The following is a 22,795-nucleotide window of genomic DNA, read 5'->3' on the forward strand; positions in this document are numbered from 1 at the left end:
TCAGCGCCCGGTACCGGACCCTAGTGCCCAGCCTCCCCTGCGCTCCTCCAGAATCTCGATGAGATAACGCCCATAGGAGCTTTTACCGTAGCTTTCCGCAATGCGCTCGACATCCTCTTCGGTAATGTATTTTCGGTCGAGAGCGATCTCCTCAAGACAGGCAATCTTCAAACCCTGACGTTCTTCCAGCGACCGGATGAAGCTCCCGGCATCCAGCAGAGAATCGTGGGTGCCTGCGTCCAGCCAGGCAAAGCCCCGTCCCATGCGTTCAACCTGCAACTCTCCCCTTTCAAGATAGCGCCTATTGATATCGGTGATCTCCAATTCCCCACGCGCCGATGGGCGGACATCACGTGCGATATCAATCACCTGCTCATCATAAAGGTAGAGCCCAGTAACGGCCCAATGGGATTTGGGACGCGCCGGTTTCTCCTCAATCGAGGTCGCACATCCCTCCTTGTCGAAAGCAACGACGCCGTAGCGCTCTGGATCACTGACCCGGTAGGCGAATACCGTTGCGCCCCTTCGCCCCTGGGCGGCGTTCTCCAGCATTGCCGATAGCCCATGCCCGAAAAAGATGTTGTCGCCCAGAATGAGGATGCTGCTATCGCTCCCAACAAAGTCGGCGCCGATATGGTAGGCCTGCGCAAGACCTTTGGGCTCCGGCTGAACCGCATAGCTAAGCGCAATGCCAAACTGGCTACCGTCCCCCAGGAGATGTTGAAAGGCGTGCTGTTCGTGCGGTGTCGTAATAATCAGAATATCGCGCACCCCAGCCAGCATTAGTGTCGACAGCGGATAATAGATCATCGGCTTGTCGTAAACCGGTAGGAGCTGTTTGCTGACAACCTGAGTTAACGGATGTAGCCGCGTCCCTGCGCCGCCTGCCAGAATGATGCCCTTCATCCCAATGTCTCCTTGGATATATCCAAACCCGTCGCAGGCCCAGCCTGCGCAGCGGCAAGCTCGGCCAGCACGGTGGCCAGCGCTTCGCGCCAATCGTTTCGAGTGACACCGAACACACTCTCTATCCGCCTGCAATCCAGCAATGAGTATGCAGGTCTGGGCGCAGGCGCGCCAAAGGCCGCCGTCGTTGTGCGTTCCAATCTAGGTGTCGGCAAACCATAGCCTGCCGTCTGACAGAAAATCTCAGATGCAAAGTCAAACCAAGTCACAGGGCCCCCTGCCCCGCAGAAGTGATAGAGTCCGAACGCGGCGTCCTGGCCGATAATACGTTCGATTATGATGCCGATGGCCGCCGCCAGTTCCCGAACCGCGGTCGGACAGCCCTGCTGGTCGTCCACGACCGCTAGGCTATCGCGTTCATTCGCCAATCGCAGCATCGTGCGCAAAAAATTAGATCCGCTGGCTCCATAGAGCCAAGCTGTGCGGAGAATGACATGGCGCGCGCAGCTCGCCGCCAGCGCTTCCTCGCCCGCCAGTTTGCTGGCGCCATAAACGCCTTGCGGATTGGTGATATCGGACTCGCGGTAGGGCCGTGTCGCTCGGCCGTCGAAAACATAGTCCGTCGAGACATGAACAACGGCTGCGCCAAGACGCTCTGCCGTTTCACCCATGACCGCCACGGCGTCGCGGTTAACAGCGTATGCGGCCGCAGGTTCGCTTTCTGCCCGGTCGACCGCCGTATAGGCCGTCGCGTTGACGATAACCGCCGGAGAATGCGCCAGTATCTCCGCCCGCAGACGAACGCTATCTGCGACATCCAGTTCAGGACGCCCCAGGAAGATAGCCCGCCTGTCAGATTGACCGGCCAAAAGCGGCCGCAAAGCGCTGGCCAGTTGTCCCTGCACCCCAAGGACAAGAATTTTCGGGCGCTCAGACACCGCCGGACAACCCTTGCCGTGCGGAATCCTCAAAACCCCCGTCACGAATTCCTCGCCACCACCAATCGTTCTCGACATACCAACGCACGGTTCGGCCCAGGCCCTCCTCCAAGCCTTGCCGTGGCGCCCACCCCAGCTCGTTGCGCACCCGCGTTGAATCAATCGCATAGCGCAGGTCATGTCCGGGCCGGTCAGCCACGAACTCAATGAGATTGGCATGGGGGGCATGCGGCGAATCCGGCAACAAGCGGTCCATCCAGGCACAGATGCGACGCGCCATATCGATGTTCGTTATCTCCTGGTCCGCACCCACATTATAGATTCCCCCCGGCTGCCCTTTCGTCGCAATGGCGATCAGCGCGCTGACATGATCATCCACGAACAGCCAGTCACGAACGTTCGTGCCGGTGCCGTAGATCGGGATCGGCCGCCCTTCCATTGCCGCCAGGACAATCACGGGAATCAGTTTCTCGGGCATTTGAAACGGCCCATAGTTATTCGAGCAATGGCTAATAAGAACCGGCAGACCAAACGTCCGATTCCAAGCACGCGCAAAGTGATCCGAAGATGCTTTGCTTGCCGAATAGGGCGAATTCGGCTGGTAGGGAGTGTCTTCCGTAAAGACGCCCGTAGGACCAAGTGAGCCATAGACCTCGTCGGTGGAAACGTGAAGAAACCGAAACGCGGCTTTCTTGGCGCCGGATAATCCGCGCCAATGATGCGTCGCGGCGTCCAGCATGTTGACCGTTCCCACTACATTCGTTGTGACGAAGTCCATTGGACTGTCAATGGAACGGTCGACATGAGATTCGGCGGCCAGATGCAAGACGATATCAGGCTGGTGCCGCTGGAACACCTCTTCTACCGTCGCTCGGTCGCGGATATCAGCGCGTTCGAAACAATGCTTTGATGACTGCAGCGCATCGACCAGCGATTCTACATGACCGGCATAAGTGAGGCTGTCGAGCGTGACGACCTCTTCACCGTTAGCAATCAGATCACGCACCAACGCCGAGCCAATAAACCCAGCCCCACCTGTAACCAAAAATCGCATACTGCCCCCCTTCCGGCATTTTATTCGTCGTAGTCGAATGGACTGACGATATCTCCAAACAGAGGCAGTCCGGCATCTTTCTGTGAGACGATTGCCTGCCCCGTGGTCACCGGCCAAGCAATGCCAATGTCCGGATCGCACCAATGAATGCCAGCATCGCATTCAGGCGCATAATAATTCGTTACCTTGTATATCACCTCGCAATCTTGCTCCAGCGTGCAAAATCCGTGAGCAAAACCAACGGGCACGAGAAGCTGGCGCCAGTTATCGGCGCTCAGTTCAACCGCTACATGCCGCCCGTAAGTGGGAGAGCCACGACGAATATCCACCGCGACATCGAGTATGCTGCCACGGATCACCCGAACCAATTTGTCCTGAGCAAAGGGTGGCGACTGATAATGCAACCCCCTGACCGTATGAACCTCCTGCGACAAGGAGTGATTGTCCTGAACGAAATCCAGGGTAAGCCCAGCCGCTTCGAACCGCGCCTTGTTGTAGGTTTCAGAGAAAAAACCCCGGTGGTCGCCGAACCGTTGTGGTTCGACGATAACCACGCCCTCCAGTTCCGTTTTTATTGTTTTCATGCGAAATGTTTTCCTTCGCTTTTGCCGATAGCCGCCCCCCTTATAGAAGGTTCCGCCCCACGACCGCAAAGGCTATAAGCTGACAGGGCCTGGCCGAACCAACCTGGAACTCTGGTGGCTTTCCATCTTTACGTCTGTTAAGTGCGGGAAGCGGCCGGTCATCCGGTCGGATTGAACCGCGGGGGAAAGTTTGACCCAAGAGCTGGATGTCATTGTCGTCAACTGGTTCGCAGGACCGCTGCTGACGCAGTGCCTGACTTCCTTGAAGCGTGCGAGTAGCGGTGGCGTTTCCTTAAGTCGGGTGATCATCGTCGATCACGGCTCTGAAGACGGCCCGCTCGACCGGGCAGTCAATGCCGAGGCCGCGCTACAGCTTCCGCTGACGGTCCTGACGGATCACAGTAATCCCGGCTATGGCGCAGGGGCCAATAAAGGCGCGCGTGCCGGATCGGCCGACTATCTTCTTTTCCTCAATCCCGATGTTTACTTGACCGAGCAAAATCTGACTGCCGCCCTGGATCTCCTCCGACAGGATAGCGATCATCGTTGTGGTATCGTCGGTATCGCGCTCAAAGATGGTAAGGGGGACGTTACCCGCAGTTGCGCACGCTTTCCCACGCCAGGTGGCTTGCTCGCAGAAGCCTTGGGTTTGCCAAAGCTATGGCCAAACCGGTTCAAGTCGCTTTTCATGACGGAGTGGGAACATTCTGAAAACCGTGAAGTAGACCATGTGATGGGCGCTTTCTGGCTCATGCGGCGCGCCGACTTCGAAAGGTTGGGCGGTTTCGACGAGACCTTCTTTATGTACTTGGAGGATGTGGATTTCAGCTATCGCGCCCGGGCCGCCGGTCTCGCAAGTCGTTTCATCGCCACCACCAGCGCGCAACACATAGGCGGCGGAACGACCCGACGCTTGTCGCAAGGCCACCGGCTCGCATTCTGGCTCGATGCACGCCTGACTTACGCTCGCAAACATTTTAACCTTGCAGGGCGCGCCGTAACCTGGTCGGCCTTGTTTCTGGCCGAGCCCCTGGCGCGGTTGGTTTGGGCTCTTCGCAAAGGCTCTGCCGATCGGCTGATTTCAGTGTTCGAAGGTTACTGGATTTTCTTTACCAGAAACCGTGGGCGTGACGTTCCCCCGCCGGATAAGATCGGAACGTCATGAAGATCACGCTCCTTGCCCGCTATGGCCGCCTGGGCGCCAGCAGCCGTCTACGCTGCCATGATCTCGTTCCGCTGCTAGAAAGCAGGGGTGTAGCGTGCCGCACGCAGGTTTTGTTCCCTGATTCTTACGTGGAGGCGCTCTATCAAGGACGGCGTTATGGTGCAGCAAAGGTGACGGGCCATTACGCCGACCGTTGGCAAGCGCTCCGGCAATTGCCTGCGAAGGCCCCCGTGTTGTTGCAGGTCGAGGCATTACCATTTTTACCCTATACGGTTGAGCGGCGGCTGCTTGACGGTCGCCCTTATCTACTGGACTGCGACGATGCTTGGTTTCACCGCTACGACCAACATCACAACCCACTGGTACGCGGACTGCTGGGACGCAAGATCGATCGTCTTATGGCAGGCTCCGCCTGTGTTCTCGCCGGCAATCACTACGTTGCCGAGCGCGCCAGAGCCAGCGGTGCGGCTTCCGTTGAAATTTTGCCCACGACGCTGGATGTCGGAGCCTATGACAATCTACCGCCGCCAGACCGCACACCGGCAACGGTCGGTTGGATCGGTGCACCTCAGAATTGTGCTTATCTGACACCCCTCGTACCGGCACTAAAAACGCTCCAGGCCAAAGAGGGCCTGCGTTTGCGTGTGGTGAGCGCGAGCAAGCCAGACCTGGGAGGGTTGGATTTCGATTTCGAACCCTGGAACGAGACTACCGAAATCGCCTCTATCGGGCGCTTCGACATCGGCATCATGCCACTCCCCGACAGCCCCTGGGAGCGCGGCAAATCTGGCTTTAAACTGGTACAGTACATGGCTGCGGGCCGCGCGGCGATAGCCTCGCCGGTCGGGGAGAATCGCTCGATTCTTGCCGACCCGTCGCTTGGTATTCTCGCTTCCAGCCCCGCTGAATGGAAAACCGCCCTTGCAGCGCTTGCACAATCGGCTGAGTGGCGCCTAGCCATGGGCCGCGCCGCCAGAACCAAAGCCCGAGCGACCTATGATCGCAGTCTCGCCGCGGACCGGTTGGCAACAATCATCGGGGCGCTGTGATACGCGGCTTTACACGACTGACTTATCGCTGTTGCGAGTGGGCCTTGAGGTGGTCGCGGATCATCCGCGTGTCGTACTCGCTCGCTTGCCGTATAATACCTTCCCATAACGTCAACCAGGGAACATTCCCGGGGTTCTGTGTGAGTAGCTCGCGCTTCACGAAGGGAAAGCCCATCCTCAAAACGAGTTGATCCCAAAGGAAGTGCGTGGGATTGACCGGCATTCCGGTAATGATGAAGTCGAGAATCTGATCGACGAAAGCGCGGGTGCGCTCATGCAGTTTGCGGAGTTCCCGCGTGTTGCGAGCGCCGCTTCCCCAAGCCTCAACCACCTTTGCAACGATTTCCTCATAAGGATAAAGCGCATGTACATTCAGGCCGCCTCTTAGCATGGCCCGCGTGAAACCCAATTCATACTTGGAAATAACGAAAGCCTTGTTGTTCACATAGCGAATCTGCTTCCAAAAACTCAGAAATTCTTGTGACTTCAAAGCCCTGGGATAAAGCAGCAGAAAATAGGATTGCAGGTGATAGCGGCGTTCCCAGCTGTCGGTCATCGACCAGACGTCAGCCAAAGCCGGATCCGCGCGTTGCAACGAGCGGTTCAAAGGCATAAGCGGCCCATAGACGCTATCGTTGGCAAGCATCAAGCGATCCAAGTGCGGCAGCTGGTCTTCCAGATAGAGCACCGCTTCCTTGTATGCGCCGAAATCATATCCGACGTTCTTACGCCAGAGGATTCGCATGCAAAGCGGCTTGAGAATTTCAATAGATCGCTCCGGAAGTTTTGGCGCGTTGGTTACGAAAAGGATGGAGAATCCGGCCTCGCGCAACGCTTCCAGATAATGCACGACGTAGGGATGCACGAAACCTTTCGCTTCCCAGTGTATGAAGACAGCAACGGAATGTTGCTGTGCGAGAGCGCCGGTCCCCTCAATGTCGCGGCGGATGAAACTCTGCTTGAACCTCAGATAGCCCCTGAGGATCGAAAGGATGATGCCGACGTGTTTGTAGAGCTTGTAGATTCTCCGAATCACAAGCTTGTAAGCATGGTAAATGCCCATGTGATCTGCCCCCCTTGGTTCACCGGACAAGGCGCCTTTGTCGGCGCTTTCTTTCGTCCTAGTTTGTACATGTTATCATCGCCACGGCCTTATATGGCCAGTCACATTTTGCTTACTTTCATTTTCTGCTGCAGTTTCGCTGCTACTTGCTCTCCCATGAGAGCCTTGGCTTCCTGGATGCGATTCGCCAGAGTGCCGGTCGCGTGATGCTCACCGTCTTGACCGCCCGCCTTCAGTTCCTGAAAGACCGCCGCGGCGTAGTAATCTTCCGCCCAATCGGCGGAGATACCTCCATCTCGTAAACGACCCGCAAGCTCGGCGGCGGCGGCGGCGCTTTGGCGGAACAATGCCGGGTCGGGGCTCCCCTGAAGGCTTGCAAGGATGGCGGCATGATACTGCAGCAAAACCCAAGCAAAACCGTTCGCGAGATCAAGGGTTACGGCATCGGATCGAAGCTCATCAACGGCGCCGCTAGCAGCTTTCATATCGCCGCCATTAACGGCCGCTACAAAGGTTTGAACCTTGCGATGATAGCGCTTCAGATCGGCATACCGGCCAGCATGCAAGTCGCTTCGAAAACGCTCCAGCAAAAGATCGGCCGCGTCCAACATCCCTCGATTCAATAAAACTTCGAGAGCCTGACGCTGCGCTGCCTCCAAATTCCGATTACAGCCCTCCACGGCCGTCAAGGCATTGAATACCTCCGAAGCATCCCCCGGACTGCATACCATTGCGATATTGTGACCGAGACGCTCCAGCAACTGGCCTGCTTCTGCGTCCGGCAAGGCCGTTGAATCGAACAAGCGGTGAAGCTGCACGAAGCCGCGAACCGCCAGACGATAGTAAGCCAGCGCCGCGGCATTGTCGCGTTCACCCAAGAACGCATGGATACCACGGAAATAAGCCGCGCCAGGAAGATTCATGGGACTTAAACGCGACAACGCCGCGTTGTCGGTGGGCGATGGGTAAGCCGGTTCGACGCTATCGGGAACATCGAAACCGATAGAAAAATGCCTGTTAAAAGCATCGTTCAGGTCAACAAGGATTGTCCCGGCCTCGTCGAAACGCCCTTGGTTCACCAGGTCCTTGTAGAGCCGGTAGTTCAAGCTGACGCTCAAGGATGCATGATCCTTAAGATCGACCCGCCGGCGATCGAGGTAAGCTTGATAGGCGTGGCGATCCAAACCACCTGCTGGTGGCTGATCCTGTTTGGTCATGGATGCAACGGCAATTAAACTTTGGCCATCGCGGTGAACTTCCCTGTGTTCGAAACCATGCTCGGCTAGCAGATCGGTAAGGCTGTCCTGGTTGAAAAGAACGAGGTGCCAACCGGGCGCCAACAGTCCCGTCAGGTCGGGATGCGCCGCATCCGGCGTAACGGCATCGGCATCGGGCGTCGTGATAATCAGCACGCCGTTTGATGCCACGGCCAGTTTGATATCTTCCAAAAATCGATGAGGATCTGCCAGGTGTTCGATCACCTCCGAAGCCAACACCAGATCGACACAGCCTCCCGGCAACTCAAGATCGGGACCCAAATACTCCGGAAGCAAGCGCCAACCCAATGCTTCGGCCCCTCGTTTAGCTTCCGGCGCCGGATCGATACCGTAGGCATCCCATCCCAATTGTGCCCGTGCGAAATCTACCGAGAACCCGTAGCCCGCCCCCACCTCCAGATAGCGCCCTACCGCCGTGTGTGCGACCCGGTAGAGCGGCTGGAGGATCACATCCAGCGCGGCACCGACTTCGATGTACCGCCGCTCGCGAAAGGCCTGGAACGACGGGCTGACCCATTCGGCTTCATAGTCGCCAGCGCACCCGTCGGGGAAAGAAAGCGATGCGCAGCTTCGGCAACGGAAGAGATCCCAATAGCGACCGGGCCACACCTCTAAGCTGAGATGGAAAGCTTGCTTTGCGGTCGTCCTGCAAACCGGACAGGCAAAGCTACGATCCTCGCCGAGTGTCCAGCGAACCTCCGCATTCCAATCCGGCGGCGGCGGGTTGTTCTGTTGCTGCTGCGTCACCGTCTCAACCCACTCCCGCTCCCCCGAAACAGGAACTGGATGGGTCCCCCCAGTTTCATGACAAACCCGATCACCGCAGCGCCGGGATGCCATCTCTGTCCATCTTTTCTTATCTGCTCCCTAGATTTGCAGTATGATGGCTCAACCGCTACATAAAAATTTGTGTGTTAAAACCTGGGGGAAACGGCCATATGGCCCAAAAGACTATTCTGATGATAGCCTTGCTGGGTGGATTCCTAGCATGGCATGACCCGGTCAATGCGCAGGAACCGGTGGTTCCATGCGAACTGCTGGACACCTGTCAGCAAGATGAACTGCAGGGTTTGATCGCGCCTAGCACTTTGACCTCCGTGCGGCGTTTCGTTACCGCTGCCTCACTCTATGACCTTTGCGTCGGCAATGACGAAGAACAGGCGGTCTGCCGTTTTTACATCGCCGGCGTACATGATTCGGCGGAAATGGTTTATTGGCGTAATGACCAGGAACCTCCCTGGTGTCCGGTGGACGGATTTACCTCCAGCACCCTGCAAGAGGTTGTCCTCGACTATCTCGACAATCACCCCGAAGTCGATCCTCTTCCTGCCGCCCATGCGGTAACCCAAGCTTTCTCAGAAGGCCTCATCTGCAATTGACGGTGGGGAAGTTAGAAACCAACCAGAATGCCGATGAAATCCGGGGCGGTTTTCCCCAGAATCCAGAGAATCCAGATGGCAGGCGCGAGAAATGCACCGAATGGCAGGGCGTCGCTCGGCCCCAGTACGCGCCCGGTAAGCCTGAGAATGAACACCGTGACGAGTCCCAAAATGCCCGCCAAAGCCAAACTGTGAGGTAACAACGGCCAACCGAGCCAAGCGCCGCCCGCTGCCATCAGCTTCACATCGCCAAAGCCCAGACCATCGCGACCGCGTATCCAAAAATAAAGGCGGCGCACGGCTTCCATCAAAACAAAGCCAAGAGCGGCACCAAATATTCTCGCCATGCCAATCGACTGCCATTGCGCCTGTGGCTCGAGAAACACGCTGGCGATCCCCGCAGCCATGAGCGGCAGCACGAGCATGTCGGGGAGCAGGAATCGGCGAACGTCAGCCAGGATCAACGCCAGCAGACACCAACCCAAACCAGCTGCAAGCCAGAGCGTTCCAGGCGCTGTCGCCGGATCACGAAATACCACGATCACGGTTAATGCGAGGAAGAGAGCGCCCAACTCGGCGACGGGATAAACCCAAGCAATGGCTTTACCACAGGCCCGGCAGGCACCTCCCAGCAATAGATAGGACACCAGCGGAATCAAATCGCGCACCTTCAAGGTTTCTCCGCAATCGGGACAACGCGACCGCCCCGCTACCAAGCCCTTACAGTCCGGCAAGCGTTCGACCAATGCGGATATGAAGGAGCCGATAGCCGCTCCAACCAGAAGTATCGCTATGATATTGATTCCCGGCGCCACGCTTCGACCTCGTCGCTTACGCCCGTTTGCCGGTCATTGGCCTACTGCGCCACAAGCTTGGGACTGGTTCCGGAAAGCTCCGATGTCTTTTGCGGAAGCACCTCGTCAGGCACCGCCGGATCGTCGCTGCCGTCGACCGGCGACAAGGATCGCATGCGGCGGCGTAGCTCTTCGGCAATAGCCTGTGCATCGTCTTCGTCCCGGATTACCCGCGGCGTGATAAAAATAATCAGCTCGGTACGGGAAATCTCATCATCCTTGGTACCGAAGAGATTACCGACCAGCGGTATCTCGCGAAGCACCGGTATGCCGCTATCGGACTTCGATTGGCGCTCGTTGATCAGGCCGCCAAGGACAACCGTCTGGCCGCTGCGCACCGCTATAGAACTCTGCACCCGGCGCTGAGAAATTGTCGGTGTGAGGGTTCCTTCCTCGACTTGATTGGCAACGCTGGAGACCTCCTGTTCGATTTCCATGGTTACCAAACCGCTGGAATTGATGCGCGGCATGACATTCAGGATGACGCCCGTGTTTCGAAACTCGATGCTGTTGATGATATTGGAATCGGAATCGGTTCCTTGCTGTTGCCGGGTCGTGACTGGCACTTCGTCACCGACTTCAAGGGTTGCCGATTGATTATCCAAAACGACGACGGAGGGCGCCGATAGCACCTTGACGTCGCTGACGCTGGAAAGGGCGTCGATGACGACGCGCGCATTGCTGTTATCAAAAATGAAGTTGAACCCCGGCAGGGTCGCGGCCGGACTCAACGCCGATCCACTCGAGAATCCACCGCTGAAATTCCCACTCTCAAGGAACCATTGCACCCCAAACCGCAACTGGTCGTTCAGGGTTACCTCTGCGATGGTGGCGTCGATCAGCACCTGCAACGGCCGCACATCGATTTGCCGCAGGGCGGCGCGTACCAGATCATAACCGCCTCGCGTCGCCAAGATCAGCAGTGCGTTGTTGACTGGGTCGGCGATGACCCGAATAGGTCCGACACCCGACAACGAACCGCCGCCGACCCGGCCGTCGTTACGTGACTCGCTACGCGCACCGCGGCGAACCGTTGCCTGCGTCGTGGTCACGGTCACATTGCGCGCGGGCGCCAGAGGCGCCGCCTGTGCGTCGCTTCCGGCGACCGATGCACTCTGCGAAGCCGACGCAACCACCGGATCGAGGCTGGGTGCCACGCGGCGCTGCTGCTCGCTATCGGCGCTGATGTCGGAAAAGGCATCGTTGAGAATGTTCGCAAGGTCTTCGGCTTTACCGTTCTCCACATAGTAGACGAACAGATTGGTGCCCAGCGCGTTGGCCTGGTCCAAACGGTCGATCCACTTCTCGGCGTCACGGAGCATCGCCGACCGCTTTGAAACAACCAGCACGGCGTTCAGCCGCTCGACCGGCTGGAAGGCTATGAGCCCCGCACCCAGCCCATCGCCGGATGCTTGGAAAACCTGTTCGAGTTCCGGTATCACCACGTCCGGCGTGCTGTTGGTCAGGGGGAAAATCCCTGCCGATTGTCCAGCAAGCCAATCCACATCGAATGACCGTACCGCACTCAGAATTGATTGCCGCTCACGCCCTGTGCCGGAAATAATCATGATGTTTCGCAGCAGATCAGCGCGCAACGCGCCCTGGCGCGCCACAACGTTGTCGAGCAACTGGACCATGGTACCGGCGGATACGAAACGCAAAGGCACTATGGTCAAGCCATATCCGGCGAGCGGCGGTTCGTCCCTATCACCCAACTGCCGCACCGAGGGCTCGGCCACCGCTTCCGCGGCAGGAATGACGCGATATAGACCCTGATCGAGAAGCAACGCGGCATTGTTCATGCGCAGCAGCATCTCAAGCGTGGCAAGCAGATCGTCCTCGGCAATGGGACCACCTGTCGTGATGGTGACACTGCCCTGCACTCTGGGGTCCAACACAAAATCCAACCCCAAAATGTCGCCCATGATGGCACGTACAACTTCGCGCAGATCAGCCTTATCGAAATTTACCTGGACGCCGGCCTCGGTTCGTTGCGCCCCTTGACCCATCGTCATAGAAGCGTCTTGTAAGTAATTGTCATTCCCAAGGAAAACTTGCCGCTGCGGGCCGCTGACCGTTGCAGGATCTTCACTAACCGATTCCGGTTTCAGTGAGGCTTGCTCCTGGGGCGGCGGCGAAAAATCAGCCGTGCGTAACGGGTCCAGTATATCGCTCTGCTGGGTGCCTCCAGAAGAACCATCCGCACAGGCCGATACCAAAAACAAGGCCGCGAACAGCGCGGCGATCCAACGCCGACCTATCAGAGCCTCCATCGCAAGCGACGTCCCCTGCATATGACAGTCACTTTTCATTGCGTGAGCCCTACCCCCCAATTACTTACCCCAGACCGCCCGTTGTTTCGGGCTTCATACCAGGTCCCATTAGAAAGAAACTACATTCTTCACTAAGGCTTAACCAGCCTTTTTGATTTCTTATCCGAAAAGAATTGGGCAATATGAGTGCCTTCCGACGCCTACAATATCAAGAATTCATAAGCGTTTGGTTATAAAGGAGGGGTCGGATACGCTAGGGTTACCCGGTATCGGGCGGCCGATTGCGTGCAGGGGGCTTGCGGCTATGAAACCACTTGAACAGATTCTTGCCGACGACAAGGTCGTGCCTCTAGAGGTGCTCGAAAAGGCCTGTGAAAATGGCAATAAAACAAGGCGTTCTGGAACGTCTCTAATCTTAGCACTGCGCCGTGCGGGCGTTGGAGGTTCTAGGATTGCCGCCGCCGTATCGCGTGCTTTCGACCTGCCGCTAGCCAGTCTTGACGACCAACCTAATCTACCGGTCTTGCCGGACCGGCTTTCCGCTAACTTCCTTAAGGAAAACAGCGTACTGCCGTTGTCTGAAGGTAAGGACGGGCTGCGATTGGCCGTTGCGGACCCGGGTGACAGGTTCGTGGTTGAGGCCGTGCGCATTGCCAGCGGCCTCCCTGTAGCCCTCGCCGTTTCAGCCCTGGAGGATATTGAAACCGGACTGGAACGCCTGTACGGCCCGGGAAAGTCGGCGCTCGAACGCATCGTTGAGGATATCGGGGGCGCTGAACCAGACAACGGAAGCGCCGCCGAAGACGACATCGAACATCTCAAGGATGCCGCGCTCGAAGCGCCCGTCATCCGTCTGGTCAACCAGATTATCAGTGACGCGGTACAACAACGCGCATCGGATATTCATATCGAGCCTTTCCGCGACAGCTTGAAGGTGCGTTACCGCATCGATGGCTTGTTGCAGGAAATTTCACCGCCGCCCCTGCGTCTGGCGCGGGTTATCATCTCCAGAATCAAGATCCTTGCGGGGTTGAACATCGCGGAGCGGCGCTTACCGCAGGATGGTCGTGTCAGGCTACGGGTGTCCGGCCGCCAGCTCGATCTACGCGTATCCAGCCTGCCGACGACTCATGGCGAAAGCGTCGTCATCCGCCTGTTGGACGACAGCAGTGCGACCCAGGAGCTCCCCAGCCTTGGCCTCTTGCCTCACGATGAAGGCATCTTCCGCCGGAACCTGAAAGCGCCTTATGGCATGATCATCGTGACCGGCCCGACGGGAAGCGGCAAAACCACGACGCTCGGTGCGGCATTGCGGCTGCTCAACGAGCCACACCGCAAGATTCTGACCGCCGAAGACCCCATCGAGTATCAGATACCCGGCATCAATCAGGTTCAGGTAAAACCGGCGATCGGAATGACCTTCGCAAATGCCCTTCGAGCCTTCGTACGCCAGGACCCCGACGTGATCATGGTCGGTGAGATGCGCGACGGCGAAACGGCGGAGATGGCCGTTCACGCGGCACTGACCGGTCACCTTCTGCTGACCACGCTTCATACCAACAACGCAGCGGGCGCGATCACCCGACTGGTGGACATGGGTGTCGATTCCTTCCTCATTGCCTCGACGCTCCGCCTGTTGATCGGTCAGCGGTTGGTGCGAGTCCTATGCCCGGAGTGCAGCAGATCCGTCAAAGCGGGGCCGCAAATATTGGAAGAGTTTCGTCGTGCCGGGCTGACAGTCGCTCCGGACGGCTTTGCCATTTTCGAGCCGGTCGGTTGCGATAGCTGTCAAGGTAACGGCTTCATCGGGCGCAAAGCCATTTTTGAACTTCTGGAGGTTGATGAAACCATTCAGCGCCTGATCACGCCGGGCGTCACCACCAACGCTTTGCAGCGTGCCGCCCGCGACAATGGCATGACGACGATGCTGCAGGACGGCCTGGAAAAATGCCGCCAGGGTGTCACGACGATTGAAGAAGTCCGGCGCGTCACGGAAGACATGTAGCCGCCGGAAAGGCCGGATAAGCAAGTACAGAATTTTGGGAGAAACCGAGACGTGCCGCTGTTCCGTTATCAAGCCATCGACCCCACGGGCGCCCTCATAAAGGGTGAGATGGAGGCACGTGACGGCGGCACGGTGATCCAGCGGCTCCAAGACCAGGGCCACATGCCGGTCGAGGCGGAACAGGTGCTTCAGCCGGACAGCCCGCGCTCCGGCGGCCTTGGGCTGTCCCTTCCCTTCCGGCGCGGCCGGGTGAAGCGTCAAGATGTGACCCTGTTCACTCGCGAGTTGGCCATGCTTCTCAAAGCCGGCGTTGCGCTGGAACGTGCCCTGGCGATCCTTTCCCAAGACGTTGGCGGCGCAAGCTTGGGACGCCTCGTACAAGGTTTGCGTAGAGACATTACCGAAGGCGATTCCTTTAGCGAAGCGCTTGCCAACAATCCGCGGAGCTTCCCACCGATCTTCGTGAACATGGTGACTGCGGCCGAGGCTTCCGGGACCCTGGAACTGGTGCTGGACCGTCTGGCGGACTACCGGGAACGGGCCGAACGGCTCCGTGAGACCGTGATCGGCGCGATGCTTTACCCGGCAATTTTGATTACCGCCTCGATAGTGTCCTTGATTTTGTTGTTGGTTCTGGTGGTGCCTCAATTCGAGCAGATCTTCGAGAATGCAGGCGCGGCACTCCCGCTGGCGACGCGCGTCGTCATCGGTATTGCCCGCACACTGGAATCCCAAGGCTTGGTGATGCTGCTCGTGTTGCTCGGCGCCTTGCTGGCGTTGAATCAAGCACTGCGGCTTCCCGGTTTTCACCTGTGGTGGGATCAGAACCTGCTACGTCTGCCGCTTCTGGGCGCGCTCTTACGCCAGTTGCTGGCGGCGCGCTTTTGCAGAACCTTCGGCACGTTGCTGGCGAACGGCGTCGATCTGCCGCTGGCCTTGGAGTTGTCACGCGACGTTGCCAGCAACCGCCATGCAGTGGAGGTCATCGACGAGGTAATTCTCGCGGTGCGCCAGGGCCAGGGCTTGGCGCAACCGATGCATGAAGCGGACATATTACCGGGGATGGCTGTACAGATGCTTCGCGTAGGCGAGGAGACCGGTAACCTCGCACCCACTGCATTGCACGTTGCCGACGTCTACGAACGAAAAGTGGAGCAATCTCTCCGGCGCTTGTTCACCATCTTGGAACCGGCACTGATCATTGGTGTTGGATTGCTCATTGCTGGCATTATCGTTTCAATCTTGCTAGCCGTCGTAAGCGTCAACGACCTCGCATTCTGATTCGAACTGGCAGAGGGGCCATGAAGGTGTTTAGAAGAAGAAGAAACCAAAACGACCACACGGCACACCGCCGCAAACTCGGCCTCCAAGCAGGTTTTACCCTGATCGAACTGCTCGTGGTGCTGGTCATTCTCGGTTTGCTCGCCGGTCTTGTCGGCCCCCGTATCCTGGCACAGCTCGGCGGCGCGAAATCGAAAACCGCGAAGGTCCAGATCGAGAATTTTGCAACGGCCCTCGACCTCTATCGTTTGGATATCGGCAGCTACCCCACGACGGACCAAGGCCTGGAGGCATTGGTTCGCGCGCCCGGCGGCGTGGACGGCTGGAACGGCCCTTACCTGAGTAAGGCTGAGGTTCCCTTGGATCCCTGGAAGAACCCATTCCAGTACAACCAACCGGGGGAGAATGCACCTTTCGACCTCTATTCGCTGGGCGCCGACAATCAGGAAGGCGGCGATGGCGAGAACGCGGATATCACGCTGCAGCAGTAAACCCCGGCGTCACAGGGACGGACAACGCGGCTTCACGCTGCTCGAACTGCTTTTGGTTCTGACGATTTTGGGCCTTTCATTGGCCGTGCTCAGCCCGATGTTGGGTGCTGGCAGCCGGGGCCTGGGTTTGGAGCGCGGCGGGCTGGAGCTGGCGTCGGCCCTACGGCAAACGCGGCGTGAGGCCGTTACCACCGTTTCCGAACGCGTACTGTTAATGGACCTATCAAGCGGCACCTATCGGACGGATTCCGGTAGTCTGCAACGGGACTTTCCCGCAAATAGCGATATAACAGTGGAGGCCGCAGGCAGCGAGCAGTTGGAAGAATCCTTAATGGGTATTCGGTTTTTTCCCACTGGGGCTTCGACCGGCGGCAGCATTCTCGTCAAGCAGGCCGATAGAAGTCTTTCCGTTACTGTCGATTGGCTGACTGGCAGGGTGGCTATCCATGGCCCCGAGTAAGCCAATGCCCCTGCACAAACCGGCAAAACGACACGAGGGCGGCTTCACGCTCGTCGAGGTGCTGGTAGCATTGGCCGTGACGGGATTGGTTCTCGCCAGCCTGATGCAGGCCTATGCCTCCGGCCTCAGAACGCTGAGCGGAGCCGACTACCGTCAAACCGCTGCATTGATAGCGGCTTCCCTGCTGGACGAATCCGCGACCATCGAACTGAAGCCCGGGCAAGAAAGCGGAAAAATCATGGGTTATGCCTGGGAGCGCGAGGTCGCGGAGGTAACCCCGGAAGGATGGTTTTCCAGAGCAGAAACCGATTGGCAGCCTTTCAGCGTGATCATTACCGTTACGAAGGATGACCGGCCGCCTGTGCGCCTGGAGACATTGCGTCTGGGAGTGGCGCGATGAACGACAGGAGGAAGCAAAATTCGGTACGGCAATTGGCGCAGAGCAATGACAGAAGCGCCGGTTTTACACTGCTTGAGCTGCTAATCGCCTTGACGCTTTCCGGTTTGATTTTGGCTGGTTTGGGGGCGGGCTTGCGTATTGTTAGCAGCTCCTGGGATCGCGGCGCAGCCCTCGCGGAGCGGCATGAAACTATCGGTATGACGCAGGATTTTCTGCGTCGCGAATTCAGCCGTTTGCAGTGGCTATACTGGGGCGCTGGCGATGAGCGACGCTTGGCCTTTGAAGGTGAGCGACGACGTTTGCGTTACATCGTTGCCGAGCCGCCCTATCCCGACCTGCCGGGTCTGTATGCCATTGAGTTGGCGTTGGTCAGGGCGCCGGGCGGCGGCGAGCGCCTGCTTCGCAGACGGGCGCGCTTCCATCCCGAAGAACGTGATTTCGACGATCTGGAATTCACGGACGACGTGGTTCTTCTGGAAGATGCGCTCGGTCTGCAATTCGCCTTCGCTCCGGAAAACAACGGCACGACTTGGCGCGGCCAGTGGTCTGACGGCGAAAGGCTTCCCAGGCTTGTTTCCCTGGCGCCCGGCGCCAGCGCTGGGGACGACCTGTTCTGGCCACCGCTTTGGCTGCGCCCCGCCGCCGAAATCGCCGGCGGTTGTGAATTAGCGGAAGCAGCGGCGGGCGTTTGCAAAGGACCTGAAGTCACGGAAACCAGTCCTGCCAGCGACCCGGACCGTGCCCCCGATGGCGGTGGCATCGTCGAGGGGGGCGAAAGATGACCCGAAGTTCCACAAACAATTCGCAGTCGGGCGTTATTCTGATCGCCGTCCTCTGGATCACGACCTTGCTGGCATTGCTGGTAGCGGGCTTCACCTCCGCGGTCCTGGGAGACGCCAGAGAAGTCGCCAATCGCGCCGATCTTGTTCGCGTTCAGGCGTTGGCCGAAGCGGGCGTGACCCGCGCGTCCCTGGGTCTGCTGGAGAACCTGGAGGAGGATCGCTGGGTTGCCGATGGTCGCCAATACGACTTCACGGTCGACGGTCTTGAAGTAACTATATCCATCCTCGACGAAAACGGACGCATCGACCTTAACAAGGCCAACGAACCGCTGCTGCAAAGCCTGATTGCCCGAGTTGACATCGAACAGGAGGAACGCGACGCCCTTCTGGCCGCTATCCTTGATTGGCGGGACAGCGATGATGCGAAGCTGGTGCTTGGCGCGGAAGACCGCGATTACAAACGCGAGGGCGCGCCACACGGCGCCGGTGACGCTCCTTTCGTCCATGTTAGCCAGCTCCGCAACGTCCTGGGTGTGACCGAAGATGTTTATGATGCAATGCTGCCGGTAATCACGATCAACAGTCGAAGCGGTCGATTGAACCCCATTACCGCCACACGCGACACCCTGAACCTTCTGCCTGGAGTCGATGCGGGAGTTCTGGAAACGCTCTTTGCCCTCCGCGCAGAGGTGCCGGTCGATGTTGCGGCGGTACGCGCCACGCTCGCAGGCGATACCGCCCTGTTGGATTTCAACAGCGGACCGATCTTCACCGTGACGATCATGGGCGAGTTGGAGAGTGGACTTAACTTCAGCCGTGAAGCCGTGATTTGGCTTCAACCTGACGACAAGGCCGCCTATCGTATAGTGGAATGGAGGGAGCCGCAGATTCCAGCCTCGCTGCTGGAGGACTGGGCGACACTCCGCGAAGAACGGGCGCGGGATTTAAACCCGACCGCAGAATCCACTGGGGGCACCAAGGAAAGCGGATGAACATGACCGCAAGCAGCCACATGGAACGTAATGCCAGTCGACGGGATGGTTCATCTTCCGGGTTGGCTGCCTGGTGGTGGGACAGGCTTGCGGGCCTGCTGCAAAGGGCTCTGCCGGGCCGACACCAACAGCGCGTGATCCTGCAGGAGGCCGACGACCAACTGGTGATCGTTGCCGAAGGCGGCAAGACCGGCGATCCGAAACAGATATCACTTCGCCAACAGCCGCAGGCCATTGCTTCCGAGTTGCGCCAGCATCTAAAGGCGCTACGTGCTTCGCAGTCGGTTATCGTCGGGCGGCTCAGTGCTGACCACGCGATACAGCGGATCGTAGAATTGCCGCGCGCCGCTGAGGCGAATCCCCGCGCGGTTTTGCACCACCAGATCGACCGCCTGACGCCCTGGCCTGCCAATCACTGTAGCTTTGATGTCGAATCGCTCGGCTACAGCGAGGACGGCCGAAGCCTCCGCCTACGCCTTACCGCAGCCTCTAAACCAGCGGTGACAACGCTCCATCAAAAGCTGACATCATGGGGGTTGCGCCCGAACGCAATAGACGCTGAAGGGCTCGTTTCCAACGGCGGTCACCAGATCAATCTCCTGCCCCATGATCTGGAAGCCTTTCAGCATCCCCGACGACTTCTGAACACCCTTGGCCTGCTTGCGCTGCTAACCGGCGTGGGTTTGCTGGGGTTCCAAGCTTATCTGCTCTACGAACAACAAGAGCGCCTCGACACAATACAGGCTCGGTTGGAAGCGCTTGAACCACAGCGCATCGCAACCCGCGATGTTGCGGATCAAGTCATCAAGCTGCGTGAACAGCGATCGTTTCTCTACAATCGAAAGCTCCAAGCGCCATCCTCGACCCTGTTGCTTGAACGCCTGAGCGCGTTGTTGCCCAAGGATGTTTGGCTCGAACAGATGCGGGTTGAAGGTGAAAAGGTATATCTGGTCGGCAATGCCGACCGGGCCTCGGACCTGATCGCACTGATCGAAAGCTCACCCTCATTCACACGCGCGGGCTTCACCGCCTCAACCCGTAGAGATGCAAAAAGCGGCAAGGAGCGTTTCCAGATCGAAGCGGGGTTCGACGAGCGCATGGGGAGCAAGCCATGAGCAGCCTTGGCCGCTTGCCCGGTTGGCAGCAAGACCTGTTAGCGCTGCTGTTACTTGGTGTGTTGCTTGCCGGTTTTGCCGCGGCCTTTCTTGAACTGCGCGATACCACAAGGGACTTACGAGCCAAGGCGGATGCCACAGGCCGATCGATCCCCAAGGTCGAGCACTTTATCGACTCGCGCCAAGCGCTGGAGGACCTGCGCCAGACACTGGAAACGGACGGTAGCGATAAAGCCAGTCTACTGTTGGCACGCAGCCCGAACCTCGCTGGCGCCGAACTGCAGCAGCGTCTCAACACGATCATCGAGAACAGGGGCGGACGCGTCGATACTTCGCTCGTCCTTGCCCAGAACGATGACGGTCGGTTCCAGCGAATTACCGTGCGCGTCAACGCAGCCTTGGATGTCGCCCAACTACAAGGCGTTTTATGGGAGATCGAAAGCGGCGAACCGCTGCTCTTTGTCGAGGAAATGGCAATCCAGCCGACGAAGACCCGGCGTGATCAACAAGCCCGCAACCAGCGCCCCAATCTACAGGTCTCGCTGACGGTTCACGGTTTTATCAGCGCGTTGGAGGCTAGTGATGGGTAATCGCCGTCTGTTGCTTCTTGGCGCCGTGGCTTCGGTTTTGGCCCTTCTCTACTACTGGGACATCCAAACCCGTGACGACGAGATAATCCGCGCCGTTCACTCCGACCGACCATCGTCGGAGACCATCTCGATAACGGAGGACAGCGCTCCGACAACCAAAACCTTGCCGGGCCTAGCGGTCGACGATGCCCTATTGCCACCGCTCACGGGAAACCCCTTGGCCGGGCTCAAGCTGTCAGATTTGCAAGCCACCCGAAATAGACCTCTTTTTACGCCTTCCCGCCGGGCCCCTCGTCCCGCCACAAACGCCAATGCCAACAATTCGGCGTCATCGTCAACCCAGCCTGCCGGCCCTGAAACCAAGCAAACGCCGGACCCGGAGGAAGCGACCAAAGCCGGTCAGTTCGTTTTGATGGGCGTTGTCAAAGGCGATAGCGAGCGACTGGCGCTGCTGCGCCACAAAGCAACGGGCGAGCTATTGCGTTTGCGTGAAGGCGATATCTTCGACGGCTGGTCACTGGATTCCCTGGAAAGCGACAGAGTGCACCTGAGCAAGGGCGGCTTGCAGGAGGTCATCGTCCTGTTTCAGGAGGACGAGTCAGGCTGATACCAGCGTCGCACAGGCCTAAACCTGGAGATTTTGCCGATTCTGGGTTAGGCTCTGTTTACATAAGCGAGACACAAACAAAACAACGAACAAGGGCAACCATCCCAGGACCTTGCAACCTTGTCGCTTTTTGGGGGCCGGAATGGGTGACTTCACACGATCAGTGGGCTGTTGGCGACTCCTTGCCTGTGGCGCAGTGTTCTTCACGCTAGCCCAGGTTGCCGAGGTGCGCGGCGAAGTTCAGTTCGCCGTCCCGGAGGCGCGTAACACAGCCATCGCAATCAAACTCAAGGACGCCAAGCTGGATGAGTTCCTAACCAGCCTAACCGAGCGATTCGGGATCGATGTTCAAATTAGGAGCGCGCTCTCTGCGGGCAATTTGAACGGCGCCTTCAATGGCCGCTTGTCCGAGTTGTTGCCTCGTATCCTGCGCGGCCATGATTACCTGCTCGTGCGCGGTCAGCAGGGTTTACCCGGGTCGGATGGCATAGAGCGCATCGTGCTGTTGAAGTCGGCAAAGGGTAACAATGCCGGATTGATTTCTCGAACGTCGCAAGCACAACGACCCGGTGACGCAGTGCGAAGTCTCAACCCTCTGGTACCAGCACAAACGGCGACAGCCACTAGCGGAGCGGAAACGGCAAGCAAGGATCGCCCCTCGGCCCCAAGCGGCGACCTGCAGCACGCTTTCGAAACGGGATTAAGTCCGGAGAACGCAGGCGATCCCAACCGCACAAACTCTTACGCCTCGGAAGAAGAACAGGCACAAGCTCTCGTCCAACAAGCGCGAGAGCAAGTCAACCGGATTGCCGATCGGATGCACCAGGTATGTGTCGCATCGGGGCGCTGCGACAAAGTGCCGGAAAAATGAGATACGAGGTCAGTTATTGCTTCGTCCCAAACGGCGAAGAATGTCTTCACGCTGCTGCTCGGCGCGCTGAAGCATTTCGGGCGTCAACGGCGTTGCTGGACCACCCCGTACATTCGTCGGACCGCCGCGGCTGTCCGTCGGGCCGCCAATGATCTGCGATCTTGCCCCAGCTTCACGAACACTGGCTGTCACTGGCGCCGAATCGTTGACCGCAGGCAAAGGGTCCTGACCGGCACCAACGCCGCCATTCAACACGATAACCTTATAGAGCCGGGATTGCCCACTGTCGTCCCGACGACTTCTCAGCATCAGATTGTAGCTTGGCAAAAGTCTCGGCAGCAGGTCGCCGATCCGACCCGTCATGCGTAGATTGACCGGCTCTTCGACTGGCGGTGACTCCGGTAAGCTTAAGTCGAACCCGACCTGTTCCGATAAGGCGCGGAGAACCTCAAGCGGCGTTGCCGCTTCCGCACTCACCGACAGGCGATCCGCTTCCAAGCTCTCGATTTCGATCCGTTCGCTTGCCAACCCGGCGGAAAACGTCAGAACCATCAGTGCGCAACCGGCGCCCAATGTCTTGAGCAACGCTATCGGTCCAAGGTTCATCATCCGATGAGTTTAGCAGGAGGAAGGCCCTCCGGTCACGGAACTTGCGCCTT

The 22,795-nt window shown here is 58.4% G+C and carries 23 protein-coding genes; 14 read left to right on the forward strand and 9 right to left on the reverse strand.

Annotated elements, in window-relative coordinates; all coding sequences use genetic code 11:
* From rfbA to rfbC, 4 genes are read right to left on the reverse strand one after another with little or no spacing between them, the layout of a single operon-like run.
* A complete protein-coding gene (gene rfbA, locus FHR98_RS04780) occupies positions 1-906 on the reverse strand; it encodes a glucose-1-phosphate thymidylyltransferase RfbA (RefSeq protein ID WP_183415491.1) in 906 nt (301 codons plus the stop codon).
* Positions 903-1,844, reverse strand: coding sequence for a dTDP-4-dehydrorhamnose reductase (gene rfbD, locus FHR98_RS04785; RefSeq protein ID WP_183415492.1), 942 nt, complete (start codon positions 1,842-1,844; stop codon positions 903-905). The genes rfbA and rfbD overlap by 4 nt, the downstream gene beginning before the upstream one ends.
* Complete coding sequence (rfbB, locus tag FHR98_RS04790; protein ID WP_183415493.1) at positions 1,837-2,898, reverse strand: dTDP-glucose 4,6-dehydratase; 1,062 nt, start codon at positions 2,896-2,898, stop codon at positions 1,837-1,839. The genes rfbD and rfbB overlap by 8 nt, the downstream gene beginning before the upstream one ends.
* Before the next feature lie 20 nt (positions 2,899-2,918).
* A complete protein-coding gene (gene rfbC, locus FHR98_RS04795; RefSeq protein WP_183415494.1) occupies positions 2,919-3,482 on the reverse strand; it encodes a dTDP-4-dehydrorhamnose 3,5-epimerase in 564 nt (187 codons plus the stop codon).
* 190 nt (positions 3,483-3,672) lie between these two features.
* Here rfbC and FHR98_RS04800 point away from each other — a divergent pair, with 190 nt between their 5' ends.
* Both FHR98_RS04800 and FHR98_RS04805 read left to right on the forward strand, forming a co-directional pair.
* A complete protein-coding gene (locus tag FHR98_RS04800) occupies positions 3,673-4,647 on the forward strand; it encodes a glycosyltransferase family 2 protein (protein ID WP_183415495.1) in 975 nt (324 codons plus the stop codon).
* Entirely contained in the window at positions 4,644-5,696 is a 1,053-nt protein-coding gene (locus FHR98_RS04805) for a glycosyltransferase family protein (RefSeq protein WP_183415496.1), read from the forward strand. Before FHR98_RS04800 ends, FHR98_RS04805 begins: the two co-directional genes overlap by 4 nt.
* Positions 5,697-5,718: 22 nt before the next feature.
* Here the strand turns inward: FHR98_RS04805 and FHR98_RS04810 are convergent, their stop codons facing one another.
* Positions 5,719-6,759: a rhamnan synthesis F family protein gene (locus FHR98_RS04810; RefSeq protein ID WP_183415497.1), complete on the reverse strand. Its 1,041-nt coding sequence runs from the start codon at positions 6,757-6,759 to the stop codon at positions 5,719-5,721.
* Between the two features lie 101 nt (positions 6,760-6,860).
* Positions 6,861-8,783, reverse strand: a complete 1,923-nt coding sequence (locus tag FHR98_RS04815; RefSeq protein WP_183415498.1) for a methyltransferase domain-containing protein — start codon at positions 8,781-8,783, stop codon at positions 6,861-6,863.
* Positions 8,784-8,974: 191 nt separating this feature from the next.
* Here FHR98_RS04815 and FHR98_RS04820 point away from each other — a divergent pair, with 191 nt between their 5' ends.
* Complete coding sequence (locus tag FHR98_RS04820) at positions 8,975-9,415, forward strand: Rap1a/Tai family immunity protein (RefSeq protein ID WP_183415499.1); 441 nt, start codon at positions 8,975-8,977, stop codon at positions 9,413-9,415.
* Positions 9,416-9,426: 11 nt separating this feature from the next.
* Here the strand turns inward: FHR98_RS04820 and FHR98_RS04825 are convergent, their stop codons facing one another.
* Together FHR98_RS04825 and gspD are read right to left on the reverse strand one after the other, a co-directional pair.
* Entirely contained in the window at positions 9,427-10,230 is an 804-nt protein-coding gene (locus tag FHR98_RS04825) for a prepilin peptidase (RefSeq protein ID WP_183415500.1), read from the reverse strand.
* Between the two features lie 41 nt (positions 10,231-10,271).
* The gene (gene gspD / locus FHR98_RS04830; RefSeq protein ID WP_221205725.1) at positions 10,272-12,542 is read right to left on the reverse strand and encodes a type II secretion system secretin GspD; all 2,271 of its coding nucleotides are present in this window, start codon (positions 12,540-12,542) and stop codon (positions 10,272-10,274) included.
* A 304-nt stretch (positions 12,543-12,846) separates the two neighbouring features.
* Here gspD and FHR98_RS04835 point away from each other — a divergent pair, with 304 nt between their 5' ends.
* The 11 genes from FHR98_RS04835 (at position 12,847) to FHR98_RS04885 (ending at position 22,136) form a co-directional block, all read left to right on the forward strand.
* The gene (locus FHR98_RS04835; protein ID WP_183415502.1) at positions 12,847-14,547 is read left to right on the forward strand and encodes a GspE/PulE family protein; all 1,701 of its coding nucleotides are present in this window, start codon (positions 12,847-12,849) and stop codon (positions 14,545-14,547) included.
* A 51-nt stretch (positions 14,548-14,598) separates the two neighbouring features.
* Positions 14,599-15,828: a type II secretion system F family protein gene (locus FHR98_RS04840; RefSeq protein ID WP_183415503.1), complete on the forward strand. Its 1,230-nt coding sequence runs from the start codon at positions 14,599-14,601 to the stop codon at positions 15,826-15,828.
* 26 nt (positions 15,829-15,854) lie between these two features.
* Entirely contained in the window at positions 15,855-16,319 is a 465-nt protein-coding gene (gene gspG / locus FHR98_RS04845; RefSeq protein WP_322091213.1) for a type II secretion system major pseudopilin GspG, read from the forward strand.
* On the forward strand, positions 16,285-16,779 hold the full coding sequence (locus tag FHR98_RS04850; RefSeq protein ID WP_183415505.1) for a GspH/FimT family pseudopilin: 495 nt from the start codon (positions 16,285-16,287) through the stop codon (positions 16,777-16,779). Before gspG ends, FHR98_RS04850 begins: the two co-directional genes overlap by 35 nt.
* On the forward strand, positions 16,766-17,179 hold the full coding sequence (locus FHR98_RS04855; RefSeq protein WP_183415506.1) for a type IV pilus modification PilV family protein: 414 nt from the start codon (positions 16,766-16,768) through the stop codon (positions 17,177-17,179). Before FHR98_RS04850 ends, FHR98_RS04855 begins: the two co-directional genes overlap by 14 nt.
* Positions 17,176-17,961: a prepilin-type N-terminal cleavage/methylation domain-containing protein gene (locus FHR98_RS04860; RefSeq protein WP_183415507.1), complete on the forward strand. Its 786-nt coding sequence runs from the start codon at positions 17,176-17,178 to the stop codon at positions 17,959-17,961. Before FHR98_RS04855 ends, FHR98_RS04860 begins: the two co-directional genes overlap by 4 nt.
* Positions 17,958-18,953 carry a type II secretion system minor pseudopilin gene (locus FHR98_RS04865; RefSeq protein WP_183415508.1) on the forward strand — a complete coding sequence of 332 codons (996 nt, stop codon included), beginning with the start codon at positions 17,958-17,960 and terminating at the stop codon, positions 18,951-18,953. The genes FHR98_RS04860 and FHR98_RS04865 overlap by 4 nt, the downstream gene beginning before the upstream one ends.
* A 2-nt stretch (positions 18,954-18,955) precedes the next feature.
* Positions 18,956-20,068 (forward strand): PilN domain-containing protein, encoded by a 1,113-nt coding sequence (locus tag FHR98_RS04870; RefSeq protein ID WP_183415509.1) that lies wholly within the window; start codon positions 18,956-18,958, stop codon positions 20,066-20,068.
* Complete coding sequence (gene gspM / locus FHR98_RS04875) at positions 20,065-20,658, forward strand: type II secretion system protein GspM (protein WP_183415510.1); 594 nt, start codon at positions 20,065-20,067, stop codon at positions 20,656-20,658. Before FHR98_RS04870 ends, gspM begins: the two co-directional genes overlap by 4 nt.
* Positions 20,651-21,265, forward strand: a complete 615-nt coding sequence (locus tag FHR98_RS04880; protein ID WP_183415511.1) for a hypothetical protein — start codon at positions 20,651-20,653, stop codon at positions 21,263-21,265. The genes gspM and FHR98_RS04880 overlap by 8 nt, the downstream gene beginning before the upstream one ends.
* A gap of 142 nt (positions 21,266-21,407) precedes the next feature.
* Positions 21,408-22,136: a hypothetical protein gene (locus FHR98_RS04885; protein WP_183415512.1), complete on the forward strand. Its 729-nt coding sequence runs from the start codon at positions 21,408-21,410 to the stop codon at positions 22,134-22,136.
* Positions 22,137-22,145: 9 nt separating this feature from the next.
* Here FHR98_RS04885 and FHR98_RS04890 read toward each other — a convergent pair whose 3' ends face one another.
* Positions 22,146-22,745, reverse strand: a complete 600-nt coding sequence (locus FHR98_RS04890) for a hypothetical protein (RefSeq protein WP_183415513.1) — start codon at positions 22,743-22,745, stop codon at positions 22,146-22,148.
* Between the last annotated feature and the right edge of the window lie 50 nt (positions 22,746-22,795).

Origin of the sequence: Limibacillus halophilus, assembly GCF_014191775.1 — a bacterium.
Lineage (GTDB): Bacteria > Pseudomonadota > Alphaproteobacteria > Kiloniellales > CECT-8803 > Limibacillus > Limibacillus halophilus.

Bases quoted from the DNA above. Each gene is read 5' to 3' on its own strand.
- FHR98_RS04820 (WP_183415499.1), top strand. From the start codon at position 8,975: ATGGCCCAAAAGACTATTCTGATGATAGCCTTGCTGGGTGGATTCCTA.
- FHR98_RS04890 (WP_183415513.1), bottom strand. From the start codon at position 22,745: ATGATGAACCTTGGACCGATAGCGTTGCTCAAGACATTGGGCGCCGGT.
- FHR98_RS04810 (WP_183415497.1), bottom strand. From the start codon at position 6,759: ATGGGCATTTACCATGCTTACAAGCTTGTGATTCGGAGAATCTACAAG.
- FHR98_RS04850 (WP_183415505.1), top strand. From the start codon at position 16,285: ATGGCGAGAACGCGGATATCACGCTGCAGCAGTAAACCCCGGCGTCAC.
- FHR98_RS04835 (WP_183415502.1), top strand. From the start codon at position 12,847: ATGAAACCACTTGAACAGATTCTTGCCGACGACAAGGTCGTGCCTCTA.
- FHR98_RS04860 (WP_183415507.1), top strand. From the start codon at position 17,176: ATGAACGACAGGAGGAAGCAAAATTCGGTACGGCAATTGGCGCAGAGC.
- rfbC (WP_183415494.1), bottom strand. From the start codon at position 3,482: ATGAAAACAATAAAAACGGAACTGGAGGGCGTGGTTATCGTCGAACCA.
- FHR98_RS04855 (WP_183415506.1), top strand. From the start codon at position 16,766: ATGGCCCCGAGTAAGCCAATGCCCCTGCACAAACCGGCAAAACGACAC.
- rfbA (WP_183415491.1), bottom strand. From the start codon at position 906: ATGAAGGGCATCATTCTGGCAGGCGGCGCAGGGACGCGGCTACATCCG.
- FHR98_RS04880 (WP_183415511.1), top strand. From the start codon at position 20,651: ATGGGTAATCGCCGTCTGTTGCTTCTTGGCGCCGTGGCTTCGGTTTTG.
- FHR98_RS04805 (WP_183415496.1), top strand. From the start codon at position 4,644: ATGAAGATCACGCTCCTTGCCCGCTATGGCCGCCTGGGCGCCAGCAGC.
- FHR98_RS04885 (WP_183415512.1), top strand. From the start codon at position 21,408: ATGGGTGACTTCACACGATCAGTGGGCTGTTGGCGACTCCTTGCCTGT.
- FHR98_RS04870 (WP_183415509.1), top strand. From the start codon at position 18,956: ATGACCGCAAGCAGCCACATGGAACGTAATGCCAGTCGACGGGATGGT.
- FHR98_RS04865 (WP_183415508.1), top strand. From the start codon at position 17,958: ATGACCCGAAGTTCCACAAACAATTCGCAGTCGGGCGTTATTCTGATC.
- rfbB (WP_183415493.1), bottom strand. From the start codon at position 2,898: ATGCGATTTTTGGTTACAGGTGGGGCTGGGTTTATTGGCTCGGCGTTG.
- gspM (WP_183415510.1), top strand. From the start codon at position 20,065: ATGAGCAGCCTTGGCCGCTTGCCCGGTTGGCAGCAAGACCTGTTAGCG.
- gspD (WP_221205725.1), bottom strand. From the start codon at position 12,542: ATGGAGGCTCTGATAGGTCGGCGTTGGATCGCCGCGCTGTTCGCGGCC.